Genomic DNA, 19,712 nt, shown 5'->3' on the forward strand with positions numbered 1-19,712 from the left:
GTTTTTATTTACAACTTATTCATCAACGCTACTTAATAATTAGAGCTTTCACTAAGCTGCTTATCCAATTTAAAGCGTTGGCCATATTGATTTTCTAATTTTAGAAATAATTCATTTAATTTGTCATGACCAAAATGCTTTGCGTAATTCATTGGTCCCCCGCGAAACGGTGCAAAACCTGCCGCAAAAATCATTGCCCCATCTAATAAATCACTATCAGCGACCACGCCCTCACGCAAGCAAGCTGCTGATTCATTAACCATTCTTAAGATTAAGCGGTTAGCAATATCTTGGTAAGATTTATCAGTTTGTGGTTTTTTCTTAATGGGTTTTCCATCCTTATAACGATAAAAACCTTCCCCAGTCTTGCGGCCAAGCTTACCTGCCTTAACCATGTCACGCAATTTCTGCGGCACAGTTCCACCATAGTATTTAGTTAAATTTTCAGCCACGGCTAAACACACATCCATCCCAACCGTATCAGCAAGCTCAACTGGCCCCATAAACATGCCAAATTCTTTAGCCGCCTCATCAATGGTTTCACCTGAATAGCCTTCCTCAAGTAATTGCACACTTTCCATTAAATAAGGCATAAGCACGCGATTCACTAGGAAGCCAGGGCTTGACTTAACAGGTAAGGGCAAACGGCCAATTTGATTAACAAAGGCACAGGCTTTATCACGCACATCGCTTGCAGTTTTATCACTACTTACGACTTCTACTAATTCCATTTTAGCAACCGGATTAAAATAATGAATACCTACAAGACGGCTAGGATCGGTCATGACCTGACTTATTTCATCTAGAGGAATACTTGATGTATTTGTAGCTATGATTGCATCAGCTTTTGCCTTTTCCTCTACCTGCTTCATAATGGTTTGCTTAACAGCCAAATCTTCAAATACCGCTTCAATAATCACATCGGCACGCGTCATACCATAGCCATTAGGATCAGCAACTAATCTATCCATGGCTGCTTGAATTAATCGGGGTTGTTTTAACTTTTTCTTAAATAAAGAGTAAGCACGAGCAATAGCTGGCGCAACTTGGGCATAAGATTTATCTTGCAAGGTGACTCTTAATCCTCGCAGGGCACACCAAGCTGCAATATCACCACCCATTACACCTGCACCAATAACATGAACATGTTCTGCTGCAAATGTACTCGCCTTAGCAAATCCTTTGATACGTTCACGCAATAAAAAAGCGCGAATAAGATTTTTAGCAGTTTCTCCTCGTGTTACTAACTGTTCAACTGAATCAGCTTCTTTTAAATAAGCACGCTCGCCATACCCGCCTTCTTTCTCCCAGAGATCAATAACAGCAAAGGGTGCTGGATAATGTTTCTTGCGTACTCGCTTAGCGACATTGTACCGAATAACAGGTGCCAGTATGGGACGTATCCAAGCATAGTTGGTGAGAGATTGCATAAAAGTAGATTGATGCTTTTTAGGTTTATTTTTAATAAAATAAACAGCAGCTCGCTTTAATTGGCGAATAGGTACGACATCATCTACAATACCCATAGACTTTGCTTTATAAGCCGAAACAGGCATTCCTGGCAAAATAATTTTAGTTAATGCTTCAAAACCACCCATTAAGCGAACAAGCCTAACTGTACCGCCCCAACCAGGATGAATTCCTAACATAATTTCAGGTAAACCTAAACGAGTATCTGGCTCATCTGATGCTACGCGATAATCACAAGCCAGCGCTAATTCTAATCCGCCACCCATGCAAAAGCCGTCAATCATGGCTACTTTAGGCATCGCTAAAGATTCTAGACGAGAAAAAACAGCTTGGCCTTTTCTTAAAAACTCGACCGCTTCATCAGGTGTTTGAAATTTAGAAAAGGCATTGACATCAGCACCAGCAATAAATCCTTTTTCTTTTGCTGAATAAATAACTAACCCAATATGAGCAGGTTGCTTAGCGAGTTCCTGTAAAATAATATTTAATTCGTCTAAGACTTCTGAATTAATAGAATTTACTAGCGCATCAGAACGATCAAGCCCTAACCAGATAATCTTTTCAGCATCCGTTTCAATTTTCCAATGTTTATAATTATTCATTATCCTTTTACCTCAGTCAGTCTTTCTAGATACATAGCGCCACCTTGTCCACCGCCAATACAAATTGCAGCCATGCCATGGGTACCATTTGTTTGCTGTAAGGATTGCAGCGTGTGTAATACAATTCGTGCCCCGCTTGCACCAATAGGATGACCTACAGCAATCGCGCCACCATCTTTATTAACTTTATCTAAGGAAGGTGCTCCTATTGCTTGTTTTAAACCTAACTGCTCACGACAATAGTCGTCATCTTCCCAAGCAGCCAAGCAGCCTAAAACTTGGGCAGCAAAAGCTTCATTAATTTCCCAACAATCTAGATCGGCCGGTTTTAAATGATGGCGTTGTAAAATAGGTGTTGCAGCATGGGTAGGTCCTAACCCCATATGGGCTGGATCTAGCGCTACCCACTCTACATCAACAATTCGACCTAACACCGGCAAATCATATTTTTTAACGGCATCAGCGCTTGCTAAAATCAATAAACAGGCACCATCGGTAACCTGTGAGCTGTTGCCTGGGGTAACCATGCCGTATTTTCTATCAAAAAATGGTTTAAGCGTTGCCAGCTTTTCCATGGTTGTGTCGGCTCTTAAGCCCGTATCTTGACCGTATACTTGCCCTTTGTTGTCAATGATTGGCGTAACCTCTGACATCCTTCCTTCTTCATAAGCACGCAATAGGCGTTGATGACTTTCATAAGCAAAGGCATCCATTTGCTCACGCGTAATATTAAAGCGGTAAGCAACTTTCTCAGCAGTCTGGCCCATGTTTAAACCTACAATAGGATCGGTTAGACCCCGTAGAAGTGCAATGACAGGCGACAGATATCCTGGCCTAAATTGAGCCATTAATCGCGCACGTTGGCCAACACTCTTTGCTGCCATCCAATTGCCTAGCCAAGATGCCATTTTTTGATTAAATAACAAAGGCGCATGACTCATAGCCTCTGTGCCACCTGCTAGGATTAAATTGCTGCGGCCGGAAGCAATTTGCAATGCTGCATTATCTAGCGCTTGTAACCCTGATGCACAATTACGCATGACAGTAAACGCTGGCATACGTTCACCACAGCCTAGGCGTAATGACACAACACGAGCAATATTGGCTTCATCAGGACCTGGCATGGCAGCGCCAAGGATAACTTCATCTAGACTGGTAGGTGAGAATGGCTGCCGACTTAAAAGGGACATACCTGCGGCAACAGCTAAATCAGAACCACTAAAAGGTCCTACATTTTTAGCTTTAAGAAAAGGGGTGCGATTACCGTCAATCACATAGACATCCCTACCACCTAGATTCGATTTGTGTTTCATTACTCCTCCTATCAGTCATCTTGCACACAGCAACCACAGCCACTCATTCAGCTTATAGTAAATTAAGCCTTAAAGTTAAGGCACTTACATTAGATTTAAATAAAGTCAGAATGAGAGGAATAATTAAGGCATTTTACTTTAAATCTTTAATAAGCCACTTACTATATACTTCTCACTGCTGAAGTGACAGGATTTTTACGCTGTAGTGATCTTAAAAACCCATTTAAAAACTCGCCATCGACCTTGCTATGACTCGCTTTTAGACAGCCTTTTAGGACAACAAACAAGTCGCTTAAAAACCAGTCGATCTAATAGTGCAAGGTATATATGAAAGATAGCAGTTAATTAGATAATATGTAAATTACACACTTCATTAAAATAGATATTTTTTAATAGGAATTAGCATAACTGTGATTGACGTAGCAAAAATAACTGTTATACTTCGCCGCATTACTTGGAGAGATGGCCGAGTGGTCGAAGGCGCTCCCCTGCTAAGGGAGTATGGGAGAAATCCCATCGAGGGTTCGAATCCCTCTCTCTCCGCCAGTCCGTTTACGCGCCCGTAGCTCAGTTGGATAGAGTATCTGGCTACGAACCAGGGGGTCGGAGGTTCGAATCCTTCCGGGCGCGCCATTTTGGACTGAATAATCAAATACTTATGTAAAACTTCAAACTGACAAAAAAAGTGATGTAGAAAATTTGTAGCACTTTTTTATCATGCTTGTTACACATAGGTATTACTAATACCTAATGTACTACTTCTGTTTGCTGCAATTTGTAAATGATCACTTGAGAGGTGCGCTTAGGGCAACACTATTTCAAAATTTGACCATCCCTTAATTGTTGTAGCTCTTATAAGCTAGGGCCCTTTTGAACATACTAACTTGCCCATACATACCTTAAATTAGGCATTGTTGCAAAAATTAAATGATAAACTTGGCAATATAGCGGGCGCACATTTATCCTTACTACTCTAACTATAGTTTAATTATAATCCTTTTAGGGCTTACAAAGCGGCTAAAAGGTTTATGAAAAATTCACGAAGGGTTAACCCACTCTGAGCTATTAGTTTAACTAATACAGATAAAAACTCAGCTTAACATCAGCAATTAATTCGTTAAACACAAAGACTATCTTTCTAAACACATTAATTATTCACAGATTATGTAATCGTAATAATAAATCACAGTAAGCTTAAATGGTTCCTCTATGATTAGAAGTTTCTCTATTTATAAATACCCTACTCTCTACACGAATAGATTATTGTTAATATTTTCCACAACAAAACCTAATTGTATAAATAATCTTTGGGAAATAAGTCTAGTTCTGAAAGATTTTATATTAAAAAAATTGCCACTACCGGTATTTTTGTAAAGAAAAAGCAAAAAATAGGTGTTTAAATTTTAATCTATTTGTAAATTTATACAATAACCACGAAATGAACTTTCCCTTGAGATTATTGTTATGTCTACTAAAGAAGAGCGAGATGAAGAGGCTATGAAAAGCCAGCAAGAATATGCCGCATTCTTAATTAAATTCATGAAAGAAGTAGTTGATCTCTTGGCTACTTTAGCTAAAACAGAGCCCCGTAGGGACCCGTTAGAGTCTAACGATACCAAGGCTAAATACGTGCCTAATTTATCTTTTTTTTCTCCAGAGCCTATTTCTACTAATGATTTTAATTTAGATAACTTAACTATGGAAAATAAAGGAATGACTAAGTCATCTAATGAAGAATTAATCGACAATGATACGTCGTTTAGGTTTAGCTAACTAGCGATAAACTTCAGCCTATTATTAGGTTGAGCACCAAATTAAATAGCGTAATCATGGCCTAATCTTGCTCAGGCGATATATTTGCAGGCCATTCGATGTAACTCAAACGAGGCATTAAGAAATTTAAACGATATTTCTATTAATGAAGAGGTTGCTAAAAAACTAGTAGACCTCCTAACTTTAATTCTTCACGATAATGATGTGAGTAAACAAAGTAATGAGTTTAATAAAATAATACAATAGGCACGTTTACTGACCCCTGTAAGGAAACTCTTTTTTAAGCAAAGTCAGCAGCCAACCTGTACTTTAGTTAAGCTATCCCCCGACATAAATAACTATATGTTGTCATTCGCACAGCCAGAGCTTTCATATGATAGAAAACGAGACCATAGCAATAATTTTTCTGATGTTCAAAGTCAATTTAGTGAGCAAGACCTACAACGTATCGCTGAGCTTATAAATCAACTTAAGAAAGAAGTTGATAGTCACTGGCCCTACCCTAATAAAAAAGCTAAAAAGGAAAAAATTAATGCCTTAGTCGAGTTAATATCGCTATCTAAATCAATGACTATTAGTGAAGCGATTGAAAAAATTGAGCAACGTTATCCAACGATAAGGGAAGGCAAAATAAATACAAGGACAAGTGATTTATTGGATGCTTTAAAATGCTCCGTAATCGTACCCAGTGAGCCTTAATCGCGTAAAAATTAATAATAGAATATGGCTTGTGTCTGGCAACTTATTTTATTTGGCAGGTTCTGTTTTATTCAGAGCATTAGGGTCTACTCATTCATTTTATAACGCTCACAGAAAATTTTTTTAATGGCTAGCAGAATCCCGCGCTAAGGCTTAAGTAGGCCCTAGCGCTGAGTCAATAGGATTAATTACAGAACGTCACTTTTTCTTTCAAGCTACCGTCTTTTTTTATAGCACTGAAACGCATCGCATTAGCCTTAGAGCAAAATTTGCTTGTTGCTAAATTATACTCAACATTAAGCACCGCTTTATTGGCATTAATAAACGGCATTAAATCGTCACACTCATTGTACTCAAAGCATTGCTCATTGATGGCAAAATCAAAATAAGGCAATAATTGCTCAACTTGGTTGAGGTCGTTTTTTAATCCGACCGCAAGACCTGCTTGATGTGCCATATTAGCTAACGAGGCATTATAATAAGCTTGCTCAGCACTTTTCAAAGGAAAACCGGTTTTATTGGTATAGCCATCGACATTATCAAATTCAATGGCATCAAAGCCTTTCTCTTTACACATGTTAATACGGGCCTGCATGATAGGTAGGAGAATTTTAGTTTGTCGAATATCAAGCCATTTTTCGCCTGGCCAACCATTGGAGCTCCCTTTAACCGACTCAGGAAATTGATTGGCATCTGGACGCCAATCTTCCCAAGAGCCAGCACTCACATAACAAATTGCTTTACTGCCTTGGGTATGAATTTTATTAACAAGTTTAGCATCACTACTAAAACCGCTGATATCATAAATATCAGCTAAAACAGAAAATTTGGGTGTTTCAGAGATAACATAATTCCATTTAGCTCCCTGAGCGATTTGACTTGTACATTTTGCACAAGCTATGGGTGGCGGTAAATCAGAGTTTTGACCGTCTGCTCCTGGATAAGTTAATGTTAACTTAGTGTATGAAGAAATACCTAAGGGTGATTCTACCTGATAGAGGTAATCCACGGTCCCTGCAAGGTTAGCATTAGCAAGAACATCGGCTCTCGGTACAACCCAGCTGTTATTAGTTCCTGTTGTACTGCCAAGTGACTTGACTTTACTCCAATTCCAGCCAGGGCCTACATACTTATACAAGACGTCATTTTCAATGAGGTAGTTTGCGTAAAGCCCGCCTTGTGGAAATCCACCAGTTGCCTGATGCTCTACGTCCAAATAAACCCGATAGTATTTTTGTAACGAAGTCACTGAATAAGAAAAGTTAAACACGGTGTTATCCGCTGAGGCTTGCGGATTGGTAATCACATCTGCTATAGGGGCAGACCATGACGTATTCATAAAGAAGCAAACAGAAATAATCGTTGTTTTTTTTAAATTCATTATCCTATCCTTAGTGATGATTTTATGAAGTTGGCTCCAAAATTATTAAAACAACTGCTTAGTAATTAAAGCACCCAAACTTCATTTTTCAAGCTGTTTAGCCTCGAAACTCAAAACTAATTTAGAGCGGAAAACCAAGCGTAAGAGAATTTCAGACTACGCTCACGTTTAAGTGAACAATACCTTAATCGAGTATGATGCTAAATTGAAAGAGGTATCTCGTTTGTTAAAAAAATACAAAATTTTATTCTTATTAATTTTCTAATTAATATTTAGTTAATAATTTATCTATGCAATATAATTTTTAATCAAATTGATACATTGCTATATAAGGAAATATGCTTTGAAAATAATAGTACTTCATGGTTATGACAAAGAATTAAAAAAATTAGGCATTTATGCTTTTCATAGTGATAGCCAGATTACTACACTAATTCATAATAAAGATTTTAAGTCAATGGGATTTTCTGGGAAATGTATTGCTACTTTAGATACAATAACTGGAGCGCTTTCTCTCAATGAAGATTGGCTTACTAATTTAGAGATAACAACCTCAGAAAAAAAATTATTACAAGCTACAATTAGTAAAGGCGGCCCATGTACAGATAAAATAGAAGAGCAACAACAGGAGCTCATAGGTAAATTTATATTGCATGTATTGAAGTGTGTTAAAGATAGAGAAGAGAAAAATGAGCACAGCTTAGTTGATAAAATTGAATACGTGGGTGATGTTAACTTAGGTTTTCCAGGTCAAAGTATTTTCCCTAAGTTTATTTTAGATAGCTCAATTCATCAACTTTTTTCCTCGAAAGAAGTCAAGGTATTCAGTTTTAGTAGCACACTAGAGGTAATTGAGCAAGCCTCTTTATTAACAGACCTTAAAGAAAATAACTCACTAACTTTATATGTTAGAAAAAGTGGTGCACAAGACAAAAAGTCACCTCTTTATTCTTCAGATAATCAAATATTAAATAATAATTCGGTCATTAAGCCAATAAAGCAAGCAAGGTTAGACAGTAGTCATTCAGAAATAAAACATTGCGATGATACAGAAAAAGAAGCAATAGCTTTAGATTTGTCTCTGAATCAATCTCAAGAATTACCAAAAAGAAAGCCTAGCTTTAAAAAAATGTTTTTTCAGTCGGAAAATCCTCTCAGTCAAATGCAAGAAATACCCCAAGAAGATAATGAAGATACAAATACAAATTCTATTACTTAATGAAACAGAAAACTATTTTAACAAAGCCATCCTAATTTAAATAAATTACCCAATACCTTATTGTGTTGGTTATTTTCTAAATAACCAACGATTTGCCTAACCAATAATATATTATTCAATAAAATCATTAATAATTACTTTGTTTTAAACAAACGAATACTTTAGCTAATTAAGGGGTCTTAATAATGATGATTTATAAATTAAGAATGGTATCTATATTATCTCATAGGGTCAAAATACCTTTTTAATTCCTACGGTGATAGGGTAAGACAACATGGGACCATTTTCACCACCAATAATACGGGTTAAGCCAAGTGGATTAGGCGGTGGAACGATACTCTGATTACTTTTAATAGGCCCTGAGTAGACAAGCTCTAATAATAAGTTAAGAGAAAATCCCTGTCTTAATAGAAAATCTAGACCAGCTTGCAAACCAGCACTTGGTGTCGCTGCGGATTCTGAAAAGGGTAAATTATTATAAGTATAATTAAGTGGGGTTAAAACGTAGACACTATATTTTCTTGAATCTCGCCAAAGCGCGCCAGCTTTAAAGCCTAAGAAAGCACTGGCCGAAGTATTAAGCAAAGACCAACGGTCAAAATAGTATTGTGAGCCAAGATATACACCTAAAGAATGGTAGTTTGAAAAAGGCTCATAAGTATAGACAGGAGGTAGGCTAATATTTCGAGCCTTGCCGCTGCCTTTACTGTATTCGGCACTTATAAATGACTCAATATGATTAGTTAACACATAGTCAAGTTCCCCTCGTATCGACCAGGGGGCGCGAAAAGTTGGTTTATTAACAGTAGATGATGTTCTATATCCGGAAGGAAACTCAGGGTTAACCAAGGTCGTATTTCGTTCATAAGTGAATTTATATGGGTTATATGCGCCTGAAATTCTTATTCCCACGTGATGAGTATTAAGTGGGCCTGGGTCTGATAATAGTCCATCTGCCTGTCCTGATAAAGGCAATATATATAAAAATCCAATAAAAATTAATAGCTTGCATTTCATGTAACAACTTCCTTTTTAAAGTAAACCACTTAGTTATCTGTTTAAAAAACTACAACGTCGTACAGTCTTTGCTCCTTGGCCTTTTTATTAGCTTTGGCACAGTATTAAGCTATTAAGCAAAGTGCCAAGTCAGGCGTGCAGCCACCCCATTATCAGTGACCTGATTACTATATTGGCCAATATAAGAGACCGATAAATGCAGGTTATTGCTGAGCCTTGCCACATTGAAGCCTGCATCAATTAAAAGCGCATTTTGCGCGATAGGTACGCCGCCAATGAAGAATGGCACGCTGCCTGCGGCAAAATTAAAGGTGGCCTTAGGCGTTAAGTTATCATAGGCATGGCGCCAACCTAAGAATACATGGTGATTAAGCGCATACATGTCAGTCTGATAAAGTAACCCTTTCTCTTGTACACCCAGGGTTGAGAGCAATACGCTTTGACTGGCTTTGTGCGCACGTAAGCGGGCATCGCCGCCTTGCTCTGTTAAGTTGTCGGCCTTCACATCCACATAAGCCACATTGACAAGTGGCTTCATGTCTAAGTAATTAACGGCTAATTCATAGCCTAATTCACCAACTACTTGTGCGGTGTGTGCGTCACCGGTGCTGTTTAACGGGTTGGTAAAACCTGGGAAGGCAATCGTGCGATGCGTGCTTAACGTATGCCAGCTGTAAGCCGCGCCCGCACTGGCCACCAGGTGATTAAACGCCAAGCGGCCATAAGCTCCCAAATGTGCGTTATCACTTTCACTATAAGAATGACGGCTATCGACATCAAAAGTCGACTGACTGTACCCACCTACTACGCCAAAGCGACCCGTCCCGCCAAATGCTTGGTCAGCGCCAATAAAAAAGCCTTGGGTTGAGCGGTCAAGTTTGGCGGCATTGCCATTGCCCTCTAATTGTCCTGCGGCCCCAAAACCGTGCGCCCAGAAAGCAAGGCCGCTGGGTGTTTTGGCTTCGGCTAATGTGTCATTGCTGTCTAGACGCGAACGCATGGCATCACGAACATAGCGGCTTTCTTCCATTAAAGCACTTAAGGTGGACGCATAGATTTCACCGCTTAAATCGTTTAAAGCCGTTTGAATGGTTTGTGGGTTATCTAAATTAACAAACGCATCGTATAACCGATTGCCGCCACCTAAACTTTCAACGCCCATGGCGGTTTCCGCTTGATTGGGTGTGACTGCAAACGAATTAAACGGCCGGTCATTGCGCGCGATGTCTAAATAAACATGGTTCGTATCATAATTTAACAGCAACTCGAGAAACGGTAAGTTTTGCGACAGGTTGCTGTAGGTGCCAACGACACCATTTTCGGCAGCCAAAATCGTGTAACGGGTGCCTGGCGTATACAGTCCTGCTGTTTTTAGCACCGATACCCCAGCGCCTGGCTGTAACGTGGCACGCCCACTGATATTGATTAAATCCGACGCCCCAGCAGGATTAATCTCAACGTCATAAACAGAGCCTGCGGTTTGTACGTAATTACCTGCAACGGTTAAGGTGCCAATCGAATTACCTGGCGCAATCGTACCTGCGACTGTCGTGTTACCGACGGTGCCAGAACCACTTAACCGACCTGCAGCGCTGACCCTTAAATCACCCCCTAATAAGCCATTGACCCTAAGCTCACCTGAATTAACCCGCGTGGTGCCCGTATAATTGGCTGACTGGCCCGTGAGAATGAGTCTACCCTGCCCTTGTTTGGTAAAATTACCTTGGCCTACTAATTCACCCGCAAAGGTTGTGTTACTTCGTTGATTGACAGTTAAGGCGGCTGTGCCAAGAGCTACCTCACCGCCTGTGCCAGACAGTAAGGACATGGTTAAGTCAAAGCCATTTAAATCAAGCGTACCCCCATTAACCTGATAAGCGGTATTCACAGCGAACGCTGTGGCACTACCTGCGCGAAGAATACCGGCTGTCACCGTAGTCCCCCCTTTATAACGGTTTAGGCCATCCAAAATGACAAGCCCAGCACCCATTTTATTTAGGCCACCATTGCCGGTCAAATTACCTCTTAGTGTAAATTGGTCATCTGCTGATAAGGCGGCTAAGGCAACTTTACCGGCTAAGGTAATATCATTAGCCGCACTTAAACTTAAGACTGAGGTAATACCACCCACAGGCTCGCCTCGGTCAGTGCTATTGCCACCGCGAATGAGGCTGCCCTCTTGTAAGACAATGCTGCCTTCCGTACTTATGGCATTGTCGCCACTAGCAACTAAGGTAGCACCTGTGCCTAAAGTAAAACTTGACTCACTCCCTAAAAGGCTAATACGACCTGCAGTGACTAAGGCAGACGGATCAATCGCATTACCATTAGCAACCTCGCCGTCTGCGTATAAATACAACTGCCCTTCGTTCACAGTGAAATTTGTACTTCCCGTATTATCAGCAGAAGTAAAGGTATTTGCGCCGCCTAGACGCCAGGTCCCTTGACCAGTTTGGCTAATAGCAATCTCACCTGCATTATCCGTACTGTCCATTGGGTCACGCATGTCGAGCACGCCACCTGCTTCGATAAAAGCATTAAGCGAACTTAGTCGACTAACGTCAGTAGCTGATAGAGTAATCGAGGAAGCTTGGCCATTAGCTGTATTACCTATAAATTGACTGACATTGCTTGCTGTTACTAACAAATTTATAGTGCTATCAAAATTGTAAATTGCGCCACCAAAGTTACTGGCTGTATTATTACTAAAGGTTGAGTTAGTGATACTAAATATACTATTGTCACCGGCAAGAATTACTCCGGCAGCCCCAACCGCTTGATTATTGCTAAAGATGGAATGGTTAATATTGACTAAACTATCGCCAGAAGCAATTACACCACCCCAAGAGCCAGTAGCTGTATTATTATTAAAAGTCGAATCAGTAATGTTGAGTGTGCTATGTGTACTAAAAAGTGCTCCGCCAGCATAAGCTGTATTACCAATAAAAGTTGAACTAGCAATAGTGAGGAAACTGTTTCGATTAGAAACTGCCCCGCCAGCAGTTTCAGCTATATTACCAATAAAAGTTGAATTAGCGATGCTGAGTGTACTGTTTTGATTAATAGAAATGGCGCCGCCCAACCCAGCTGTATTATTAGTAAATATAACTTGCGCCCCAGTTTCTGCATTAATATCGAGTATTGAACCATTACTTAACAAAATAGCGCTATTATTACCTATATGATTTAAAACAGTTAAACTTGTATTGTCGCCAGTAGCATGAATGAAGGCGGCCTGATTATTAAGAAAAAAGGAATTAGCACCGCTGTCATTGCCATTAATGGTATCTTGATTGCCGCCACTAACTGTCAAGATGGCCGTGGGGTTAGCCGCGCTTGTAACAGCAACTGCTTGGTTATAAGTGGCTTGCGCTTGTGCTAAGGCTTGCGCATTAGCAGGTGTAGGCTCCTCAATATAAACTGTCATTGCAGTGTTTAGGTTAGCCGCAGCAGTAGCTAGCGGAGCGGGCGTGGCAATAGGCACAGGCCAATTCACTTCTGCTGCAAAACTCATGGTTATTGGCAACGCCATACTCATGGTAATATGAGTAATGAGCCAAGCTGCTAAGGGCTTAATCTTAAAAGGAGGTTGAGTGAGTCGCATACGTTATCCTTAACTTGCTTATAGAGGCATGATTTGCTTAGTCATTGTAATAATGAGTAATTATTAATGTACAGCAAAGTTAATAAATAGTTTATAGGAAATAAGAGCTTTGTTGCAAAAACAATTAGAGTCACAATTATTTATTTGGGATTGACTCTTAATTAGATTACTTTAAACTGATTTATTCAATGATTAAGGATTAATCATGCTATTAAAAAAAATTTTAATGATTGTAGCCTGCCTAAGTGTTAATGTTTCTGTAGCAGCTAATACGATGCAAACACATCCTACTCTTTTACTGGTTCATGGCGCTCTCCTAACCAGCGGTATTTGGGCCCCAGTACAAAGTTATTTGCAAAATCACCATTATAATGTAGTTACCGTAGATATTCCTGGAAGAGCCGAAGATGATATTTCTGCCAAAGAAGCAACTCTTTACCAGGCGGCCAAAAAAGTATGTGATGTTGCCCGCATGCAATATGGGCCAGTAATCTTAGTTGGACATAGTCAAGGAGGTGCTGTAATTAATCAAGCCATCAATGAATGTGAAACTAAAATTAAAGCGCTAATTTATGTGGCTGCTGTAGTGCCGTTAAATGGAGAGAAACCTTATCAATTATTAAGTGAGGAAGATAATGAGCATTTCGATAGCTGTACGCAGTTAGATGAAAAAAGTGGTTTATATAAAATTAATTATAACGGCCCATTAAAAGAAATGTTTATGGCTGATGCCAGCCTCGAACAAGTGCAACACGCCACTGCAAACATGGTTCCTGAACCAATCATCATTGGGGAAAACCTATTGCATTTTCCAGAAGATACTTTCGAAAAAATACCAAAATTTTATATAGAAACCACCGAAGATAAAATTATTTCACCTAAAACACAGCAGCGAATGCGCTCACGCATTCATTTCATCCATAGTTACTCCTTGCAGAGTAGTCATTCCCCATTTATTTCAAAATCAAAACAACTTAGCCGATTATTAATGGGTATTGCTGATCATTATACAATAGATGATTAGGCTGGCTATTCTGTATTATATTGACAGTGAGCTATAAAAGTATAGACTTTCGCCTCTATAAACGTATTGAAAATAAAAAGTTAAATTATGTTTAAGTTAGATTTGTCTCAATTAAGGCATTACGTAGAAAGTCAAAAGAATGCAAATAAAGCAAAATTCAATTTAAGTAATAATTTATTAAATTTTTTAGAGAAAGAAGGTTTTACAGGGGAGATTTTAAAGGCCTCCTTGATAAAGGCATATCTTGATAATAGCCAAATTGAAGAAGAAGCAGACCTACAAAATAAAGGATATTGGAGTTTAGGAAAATTATGGCAATCATCACTTGGTGAGGATAAACTTTTCAATTTTGAAATGATTAATTCATTTTTGAACACTGATCCTTATAAGGAGACTATTGTTAAAGGCATACCCTCATCACTACCAACTAAATACTGGTATCAGTCACAAAAACTCCATACGATTATTTACAATCTCTATCAGCAAGCTCTAGAGTATGAAAAGAAATTACTAGAGGAAATTGAATGTTTTAATTCCCTTACCGCTGACTTGATGAGGCCCTTTTAAAGGAAGGGTATGAGGCTTTTGGCTCTTCATTTAATTTACTTTTAACTAAATGAACTGCATATTTAGAAAGTTGATCCCTAGCAAGGAGAAAGCCAATAGTAGCTCGACTAATGTGGTTTTCATTTTTCTTGGGATTCATGTGTATAAATAACAATCCCATCCTTTAGAGTATCTGCTCGCGCATAGCCTGCCAAAAAAGTTAAGGCAGGCATGCTTGATAAACGCGCTAAGTATTTGCAAATAAAATACAGACGTTAACTATCAACTCATCATAATATATCCTAAGATAAATTCTGTTGTTTCTCCTTCACAATTAATATCTGTAGAAGCAAAATGAGACTTGTATTTCTCAGGACTCCAACATCGATAAAGCGCTATTGTATTAGGTAAATTATCTTTATATAACCAACCTAACGTACGGAGGCGAGTATAACCCGCCTTAGTGCAAGTACCATCAAGCGTAATAACATGATCAACACCACCCGTCCAGTTACTAACACATTCTTCTATCGCGACAGTCTCTGGCGCCTTAGTACCAGTCAGTTTGCGAGTCATAAGATAACCTAATCGGCCTAAATATTTAAAAAAGCCAGGCGTAGCGGCTGTGGTTGTCCAAATCTCATTTGGATTGCTAAGAGGATTAATCCAGCGACTTAATTCTACACCGACTTGTGGGATGGACCCGTCTGTATTTGGTGAACTTACTGAGCTTATATTTACATTTCGCTTAACAAGATAGCGTGAACTAAAATTAGCACCTGGTTCTAAGTACATATAAGTCATAATAAATTGGCCATTGTTCCATACTCGTCCACCTTGCATAGCTGTTGCAGATAGATAGGCAAAAAGTTCAGTAGAATCGGGTTGTCGATCCCAGCTTGAATTATCACTAACAAGAAGCGGGTCTAATAATTGGGTGAAATTTATATAATCGGAAGAAAATGATGCACGTACCCCTTCACTTGCATTAGGGAGCGATAAAAGCATCACGTAATTTTTTTCACGCCACACGGAGGCAGACCCAAATACCTTAAGTGCAGTAGCATTACCCCCTAGCCCTGGTGAGTTCCAATTGCCATTATAGTATTTATACCATGGACCTGCTGGCGTGGTTTTTAATGCTCTCGCAACAATAGTACGGTAGTCGCTATTGCGTAATATATATAAGTAATTGTAATTATCTTTTCCTGGAATAATATTCGCGTCACCTTCACCGGTAATCTTGCCTGATGTCGGTCTGTCCACTCCAGTTATAATTTGTCCAGTTAGGCTCCATGTTTTGCCATTATCATGAGACTCAACTAAATTCATTGATTTATGTGTACCAGAATTTATACAAGCAGTTTCGGCATGAGCAAAGCCTAATAAATGATTACTATTCTCTGAGTCGATTAAAACATCGTTAATCCAAAGCCCACAATCAGCATATCCATTAGCAATTGGCCCAATAACAGCTGTTAACTTACTTTTTTGACATAAAGGGTCACTGCCAGTCATTTTATAACTGTAAGAATTAGCGGTAAAACATAAATAAGAGTTGTTAGTTAAGCGAATGGAATTAAATAAATTATCTATGATATTAGGTGCTGGTCCTAATGTTATAAAAGGGGCACCTACACGTATCTTAATTGATTGAATATCAGAGCTAATATCTGCAAAAGCTGAAGCTGATAAACATAAAAAGAACAAAATAAGCTTTAGCATATATTTCCCTATAGCGAATAAAGTTTATTGAGGTTACTACTAGCGACTAACAATATTTATAGTTTAATAATCTATTAAATCAATCTAATAAATAAGATATTAGATAAGTCATTTAATCATTTGTTAAACATAAATATCAATAAGAATAATTAATATTTATGTTTAGTTTAAACTTGGTATCTTTATATTTGTCTAATTTTCTCATCTGTAAATAAGGCATTAGTTAGCGTGATTTAGAAGAAATGATAGCGGAACGAGGACTGTTAATTGATCACACCAGCATTTATCATTGGGTACAACATTATGTCCGTAAATTGAAAACGCTTAGACTGTTATAAGAAACACTATTCTAACCGTTGGCATGTAGATATAACCTATTATTACTGTTTGAAGACCTGGGATACGGGCTCTGCCCTCCTCCCAGGCTACTTGCTGATTTGATTTAACTAATCTTTGCAATACTTTATCTATTGCATCTCGATTTCCTAATAAAACCTGTAGGTTGGGCCACCTGGCCCAACAAATGCTGGTCAATTTCACACGCTTTTTGTCAATTTCAAACCTAACGAAATAGAATTAAGAATAATCTAGGCTGTCTCAGCTCATTAAAAGATGCTCTACCGAACGACTGAAATGACAAGAAGCCCAAAACTGTAGAAGGTATGAGTTGAAATAAATGTTGGCCGAGTGGCCAACCTACGCTTGCTGAAGGAACCTTCATTAATAAACAATTTGGTTTATACAGTTGATATCTAACCAAAATTTAAGATTATTTAATTTGATCCTTATTTGCAACGAAGCCTAAATTATAAACTAGTTGCCTTTTTTGCAGTTGAGCTAATATTTTCATTTAGATTGAAACGCTCTATCTGGCTCTTTTCTTCAGTACTTTTTTTACATCCAGTAGCAGCAAAAGTACCTAAAAAAATTAACATATAACTAGGAATCCAAACGAAAGGCCGCTGATAAATATTAAGCAAAAAAACGAACAGAAAAATATACCCATCAATTCGATAAAAAGCGCTATTATTTTTTGTAAAAGCATAACCTATAAGAAGGATTATTAAATAGCTCAATCCTATTAGTCCATAATTAGTTAAAATAATTTTCCACGTAGAACTGTAGCCATCATAAACACTATTTGCATTACTAGCGATGCCAAATAGTAAAACACTTATATCCCCATGCAGATATGTAGAAAATAATTTTTCCATTCTAAGGGATGTACGATTATCAAATTTATCTAATGCATTTTGGTAATAGGAGGATTTATCTTTCTTTAACACTAATGATTGCTCTGAGCCTGGCCGTAAAGAAGATAATGGTGTATAAGGTACCTGGGTGCTTATTAAAAAAGATATTAGAATAAATGCAAATAGTCTAAAATTCTTAGAAAGGAGAAAACCCAGGAGAGTAATCATATAGAAGGCAAATGAAAATGTTAAAATCCCGCCAATAATCAAAAGGCTTGTTTTCCATTTTTCTTTCAATCCATTTAGTCTATTGGCAGAAATCAAAAGAAGCGCTGCAAAAGTACCCACCGAGCCAGGTTCATCGTAAATCGCACAAACACGAGCAATCACCCCGCCATTAGGAAGTGGGTAAATAACATTATTTGGGAAAACTGCTCCAAAAAATTTTAAATAATAAATGTTTTCTTGAGTTTTAAGTGCACTTAATGGTGTAAGCCGGCTAAAGCTAAGTGGAATATCTAGCAGCATTAAAAACCAAACAGTAATTCCAGGTATTAATGTAAGTGCAAAGATAGTAGAAAAACACTCTAAACTTAATATTTTATCCTTTCTAGGTAGAGTAAATAAAATAAACATTGCTGGGATAAGTAAAAACCAGCCCTTATGTGTATGAGTTGTAGTATATAGTAAGCTTAAATAAGCAAGAAATCCGCAAAAGGCGCTAGCCCAATAAATGTCTGATTTTATTATATATTTATAATTAAATTTAAAAATAAAATCACCAATTAATAGTAATACTATTATAATTAACCAGGCACTTTGATGAGTCCACATAAAATACGGATAAATGAAAGCTAACGCTAACAATGCAACGATAAAATGAAGTGAATTAAATTTTTGCATACTTAAATAATTTTCAACTTAAATCGGATTCTAGCTAGATTAGAGCAATATTTTCAAGATATTGATAGGAATCAATTTTTTAGGTTAAGAAAGGTAAAATCAGGAAAAATAAGGGCAATGTATTTAGCTAACACTTGTGATAAAGTATCACATTAAAGTTCGTAACTCTAGAAAAACCAGAAAATTTTACTTTTTCAAGTACTTGTCTTAGCTGGCGTAGCCTTAGGAGAACGGCTACGCCCGGAGATTGGTGTTTCCAGGTCATATGTTATAGCAATTCTTTGCTTCAAAAAACCAATTGAAAACCTGGGATACGGGCTCTGCCTTCCTCCCAGGCTACTTGCTGATTTAATTTAACTAATCTCCGCAATACTTTATCTATTGCATCTCGATTTCCTAGATCAAGAAAATTGCCGTCCAAACATATGGCTCTTTTATATTATTGCTGCGACTTAGAATTGAATTATTTAAACTCATAACACCACCTTCTGTCCGATAAATGCATACATATTCCGGACAATTAGCAAGACTCAAATAATTTAAAAGTAATATTAAAGGAAGTGATAAAAAGAAGCTTCTTCCTTCTTTCACTATTATAAAAGTATGATTCTAAACTAGCTATTTCAAAGGTGATTAGTGTAGCAAAATTGTAACAAAGTACCGCTGAAATCCCTTAAAATCAGGTGGTTTCAGGCAGTAGTTGATACATTTGTTACATTGCAAGGCATTGATTTATAAATAAATTATATTTGACTATTCAGGATACGAACCCGGGGGTGGGAAGTTCGAATCCTTCCGGGTACGCCATTTTCGGATTGATAATCAAGCAATTACAAAAATTTCAGGCCTTCCCTGTTTTAAGAGCACATTAATCAACCGCATAAAATCTGTAGGTTGCTCAATCCTCAGGAATTAGTTAACCAAGATGTTAAAGACAACTGTAATCATTTCAGAGCGATGAAAACTATTGATAAGTTAACTCTAAACACCCACAATTGGTTGATAAAAATTCAATTTAATTCTGATAAGATCACAAGCTTTTTTAGGAAAAAAGAAGTCGTTTATGCAGTAGTATAATTATTATTATACTTTAGGGCCGGGGTAATCATAAATCTCTTGGAGTTGTAGGACTTTCTAGCCCTGCTAAAGTACATGCTGCCTAAGCCTATAGTGTTGCAAAATAAAACTGCCGTAGTGGATTTCATGAATATTTTCTCTAAACTTAAAAAAACCATTAGATTTG

At 37.9% G+C, this 19,712-nt stretch carries 12 protein-coding genes and 2 tRNA genes; 7 read left to right on the top strand and 7 right to left on the bottom strand.

The genetic code is table 11. The annotated features are described in order from the left end of the window. Positions 1 to 32: 32 nt before the first annotated feature. Together DYE47_RS08515 and DYE47_RS08520 are read right to left on the bottom strand one after the other, a co-directional pair. Positions 33 to 2,072 (bottom strand): 3-hydroxyacyl-CoA dehydrogenase NAD-binding domain-containing protein, encoded by a 2,040-nt coding sequence (locus tag DYE47_RS08515; protein WP_115302869.1) that lies wholly within the window; start codon positions 2,070 to 2,072, stop codon positions 33 to 35. Next, the gene (locus DYE47_RS08520; RefSeq protein WP_115302870.1) at positions 2,072 to 3,385 is read right to left on the bottom strand and encodes an acetyl-CoA C-acetyltransferase; all 1,314 of its coding nucleotides are present in this window, start codon (positions 3,383 to 3,385) and stop codon (positions 2,072 to 2,074) included. The genes DYE47_RS08515 and DYE47_RS08520 overlap by 1 nt, the downstream gene beginning before the upstream one ends. Before the next feature lie 456 nt (positions 3,386 to 3,841). Here DYE47_RS08520 and DYE47_RS08525 point away from each other — a divergent pair. From DYE47_RS08525 to DYE47_RS08540, 4 genes are all read left to right on the top strand, one after another. Next, a tRNA-Ser gene (locus DYE47_RS08525) sits at positions 3,842 to 3,931 on the top strand. Between the two features lie 10 nt (positions 3,932 to 3,941). Further along, positions 3,942 to 4,018, top strand: a tRNA-Arg gene (locus DYE47_RS08530). Between the two features lie 831 nt (positions 4,019 to 4,849). Beyond that, positions 4,850 to 5,158 (top strand): hypothetical protein, encoded by a 309-nt coding sequence (locus DYE47_RS08535; RefSeq protein WP_115302871.1) that lies wholly within the window; start codon positions 4,850 to 4,852, stop codon positions 5,156 to 5,158. A 342-nt stretch (positions 5,159 to 5,500) separates the two neighbouring features. Then, complete coding sequence (locus tag DYE47_RS08540) at positions 5,501 to 5,857, top strand: hypothetical protein (RefSeq protein WP_115302872.1); 357 nt, start codon at positions 5,501 to 5,503, stop codon at positions 5,855 to 5,857. A gap of 184 nt (positions 5,858 to 6,041) precedes the next feature. Here the strand turns inward: DYE47_RS08540 and DYE47_RS08545 are convergent, their stop codons facing one another. After that, positions 6,042 to 7,238 (bottom strand): endo alpha-1,4 polygalactosaminidase, encoded by a 1,197-nt coding sequence (locus DYE47_RS08545; protein ID WP_115302873.1) that lies wholly within the window; start codon positions 7,236 to 7,238, stop codon positions 6,042 to 6,044. Positions 7,239 to 7,581: 343 nt separating this feature from the next. Between DYE47_RS08545 and DYE47_RS08550 the strand changes: the two genes are divergently transcribed. Next, a complete protein-coding gene (locus tag DYE47_RS08550; protein WP_115302874.1) occupies positions 7,582 to 8,457 on the top strand; it encodes a hypothetical protein in 876 nt (291 codons plus the stop codon). Between the two features lie 231 nt (positions 8,458 to 8,688). On the opposite strand, the gene DYE47_RS08555 is transcribed toward DYE47_RS08550, so the two are convergent. Both DYE47_RS08555 and DYE47_RS08560 read right to left on the bottom strand, forming a co-directional pair. Next, positions 8,689 to 9,474 carry a hypothetical protein gene (locus DYE47_RS08555; protein WP_115302875.1) on the bottom strand — a complete coding sequence of 262 codons (786 nt, stop codon included), beginning with the start codon at positions 9,472 to 9,474 and terminating at the stop codon, positions 8,689 to 8,691. Positions 9,475 to 9,586: 112 nt separating this feature from the next. Then, positions 9,587 to 13,078 carry an autotransporter domain-containing protein gene (locus DYE47_RS08560; RefSeq protein WP_115302876.1) on the bottom strand — a complete coding sequence of 1,164 codons (3,492 nt, stop codon included), beginning with the start codon at positions 13,076 to 13,078 and terminating at the stop codon, positions 9,587 to 9,589. 205 nt (positions 13,079 to 13,283) lie between these two features. On the opposite strand from DYE47_RS08560, the gene DYE47_RS08565 reads away from it, so the two are divergent. After that, positions 13,284 to 14,102, top strand: a complete 819-nt coding sequence (locus DYE47_RS08565; RefSeq protein WP_115302877.1) for an alpha/beta fold hydrolase — start codon at positions 13,284 to 13,286, stop codon at positions 14,100 to 14,102. Between the two features lie 87 nt (positions 14,103 to 14,189). Next, complete coding sequence (locus DYE47_RS08570) at positions 14,190 to 14,669, top strand: hypothetical protein (protein WP_115302878.1); 480 nt, start codon at positions 14,190 to 14,192, stop codon at positions 14,667 to 14,669. Between the two features lie 261 nt (positions 14,670 to 14,930). On the opposite strand, the gene DYE47_RS08575 is transcribed toward DYE47_RS08570, so the two are convergent. Then, positions 14,931 to 16,373, bottom strand: coding sequence for a hypothetical protein (locus DYE47_RS08575; RefSeq protein ID WP_115302879.1), 1,443 nt, complete (start codon positions 16,371 to 16,373; stop codon positions 14,931 to 14,933). Positions 16,374 to 17,179: 806 nt separating this feature from the next. Next, positions 17,180 to 18,469 carry a hypothetical protein gene (locus tag DYE47_RS08580; RefSeq protein ID WP_115302880.1) on the bottom strand — a complete coding sequence of 430 codons (1,290 nt, stop codon included), beginning with the start codon at positions 18,467 to 18,469 and terminating at the stop codon, positions 17,180 to 17,182. Positions 18,470 to 19,712: the final 1,243 nt, after the last annotated feature.

Origin of the sequence: Legionella beliardensis, assembly GCF_900452395.1 — a bacterium.
In the GTDB taxonomy this organism is placed as follows: domain Bacteria; phylum Pseudomonadota; class Gammaproteobacteria; order Legionellales; family Legionellaceae; genus Legionella_C; species Legionella_C beliardensis.